2 rRNA genes are annotated in these 2,818 nt (G+C 48.2%); both read left to right on the top strand.

Annotated elements, in window-relative coordinates:
• Positions 1-2,514 (top strand): 23S ribosomal RNA (locus BMX64_RS15515); the annotation flags it as partial.
• Between the two features lie 191 nt (positions 2,515-2,705).
• Positions 2,706-2,815: ribosomal RNA gene (gene rrf, locus BMX64_RS15510) — 5S ribosomal RNA — on the top strand.
• Positions 2,816-2,818 lie beyond the last annotated feature (3 nt).

The raw sequence follows: 2,818 nt of genomic DNA, 5'->3' as shown, positions 1-2,818 counted from the left end.
AGAAGATAACGATAGTGGTATCCTGAGTAGGGCGGGACACGAGAAATCCTGTCTGAATTTGGCGGGACCATCCGCTAAGGCTAAATACTCCTGAGAGACCGATAGTGAACCAGTACCGTGAGGGAAAGGTGAAAAGAACCGTGAATAACGGAGTGAAATAGATCCTGAAACCATACGCTTACAAGCGGTCGGAGCCCTTTCGTGGGGTGACGGCGTGCCTTTTGCATAATGAGCCTACGAGTTAACGTTGCTGGCAAGGATAAGTGGTTAAGCCACGGATCCGTAGCGAAAGCGAGTCTGAATAGGGCGCTTTAGTCAGTAGTGTTAGACGCGAAACCGTGTGATCTACCCATGGGCAGGATGAAGCGCTGGTAACACAGTGTGGAGGTCCGAACCGGTTGACGTTGAAAAGTCTTCGGATGACCTGTGGGTAGGGGTGAAAGGCCAATCAAACTCGGAAATAGCTCGTACTCCCCGAAATGCATTTAGGTGCAGCGTTATGCGTAAAGTTATATAGAGGTAGAGCTACTGATTGGATGCGGGGGCTTCACCGCCTACCAATTCCTGACAAACTCCGAATGCTATATAATGTTTCATAACAGTGAGGGCTTGGGTGCTAAGGTCCAAGTCCGAGAGGGAAAGAACCCAGACCATCAGCTAAGGTCCCCAAATATATACTAAGTTGAAAGAACGAGGTTTGTCTGCCCAGACAGCTAGGATGTTGGCTTGGAAGCAGCCATTCATTTAAAGAGTGCGTAACAGCTCACTAGTCGAGCGGACGAGCATGGATAATAATCGGGCATAAGTATATTACCGAAGCTATGGATTTACAATTTATTGTAAGTGGTAGGGGAGCATTCTAACAGGGTAGAAGGTGTGTCGTAAGGCATGCTGGACTGGTTAGAAAAGAAAATGTAGGCATAAGTAACGATAATGCGGGCGAGAAACCCGCACACCGAAAGACTAAGGTTTCCACAGCTATGCTAATCAGCTGTGGGTTAGTCGGGACCTAAGGCGAACCCGAAAGGGACAGTCGATGGACAACGGGTTAATATTCCCGTACTAGTTATTACTGTGATGGGGTGACGGAGTGATGAAAGCGCCGCGAACTGACGGAATAGTTCGTTGAAGTACCTACCTATAAGACCCGCAGGCAAATCCACGGGTTTTGGGGAAATACGATAGTACTCGGAGTCTTCGGACAAAGAGATAGTGCGCCTAAGGGCTTCCAAGAAAAACCTCTAAACTTCAGGTAATAAGTACCCGTACCGCAAACCGACACAGGTAGTCGAGGAGAGAATCCTAAGGTGCTCGAGAGATTCATGGCTAAGGAATTAGGCAAAATAGACCCGTAACTTCGGGAGAAGGGTCGCCAGCAGCAATGCTGGCCGCAGTGAAGAGGTCCAGGCGACTGTTTATCAAAAACACAGGGCTCTGCAAAATCGTAAGATGAAGTATAGGGCCTGACACCTGCCCGGTGCTGGAAGGTTAAGTGGAGATGTTATCTTCGGAGAAGCATTGAAATGAAGCCCCAGTAAACGGCGGCCGTAACTATAACGGTCCTAAGGTAGCGAAATTCCTTGTCGGGTAAGTTCCGACCTGCACGAATGGTGTAACGATCTGGACACTGTCTCAGCCATGAGCTCGGTGAAATTGTAGTAGCGGTGAAGATGCCGCTTACCCGCAGTGGGACGAAAAGACCCTGTGCACCTTTACTATAGCTTAGTATTGACCTTGGATAAATGATGTGTAGGATAGGTTGGAGACTGTGAAGTGGCGTCGCTAGGCGTTGTGGAGTCATTGTTGAAATACAACCCTTTGTTTATCTGAGGCCTAACCCCGTTATGCGGGGGACATTGCTTGGTGGGTAGTTTGACTGGGGTGGTCGCCTCCAAAAGAGTAACGGAGGCTTCTAAAGGTTCCCTCAGTACGCTTGGTAACCGTGCGTAGAGTGCAATGGCATAAGGGAGCTTGACTGAGAGACATACAGGTCGATCAGGTACGAAAGTAGAGCATAGTGATCCGGTGGTTCCGCATGGAAGGGCCATCGCTCAAAGGATAAAAGGTACGCCGGGGATAACAGGCTGATCTCCCCCAAGAGCTCATATCGACGGGGGGGTTTGGCACCTCGATGTCGGCTCGTCACATCCTGGGGCTGGAGAAGGTCCCAAGGGTTGGGCTGTTCGCCCATTAAAGTGGCACGCGAGCTGGGTTCAGAACGTCGTGAGACAGTTCGGTCTCTATCTACTGTGGGCGCAAGAAATTTGAGTGGATCTGATTCTAGTACGAGAGGACCGAATTGGACAAACCTCTAGTGTATCTGTTGTCACGCCAGTGGCATCGCAGAGTAGCTACGTTTGGAAGGGATAAGCGCTGAAAGCATATAAGCGCGAAACCCACCACAAGATGAGATTTCTTTTAAGGGTCGTGGGAGATGACCACGTTGATAGGCTATAGATGTAAAGGCAGTAATGTCATAGTCGAGTAGTACTAATAACCCGTAAGCTTATGTACGCTTTTCTCCCGTCTTTCGGGACGGGAGAAGAAACTTTCTTTATGCTGAACTCACTGAAATAAATTCAGTGTAAATGTTTCAGTATCAACTTTTTATTTTCTTTATCTCAGTATGTTAAGATATTATGTAACTGATGTTTATATAACTATAAACAACATTACAGTAATTGCCCAAAGCAATTATAACCTCTTAAGGTGGTTATTGCGGCGGGGCTCACCTCTTCCCATCCCGAACAGAGTAGTTAAGCCCGCCTGCGCAGATGGTACTGCAGTTATGTGGGAGAGTATGTCGTCGCCTTTCTTT

The organism is Flavobacterium sinopsychrotolerans, from assembly GCF_900110375.1.
Classification (GTDB): Bacteria; Bacteroidota; Bacteroidia; order Flavobacteriales; family Flavobacteriaceae; genus Flavobacterium; species Flavobacterium sinopsychrotolerans.
Note: the sequence above shows the minus strand (reverse complement) of the source record. Positions and strands in the feature narration are given on the sequence as shown.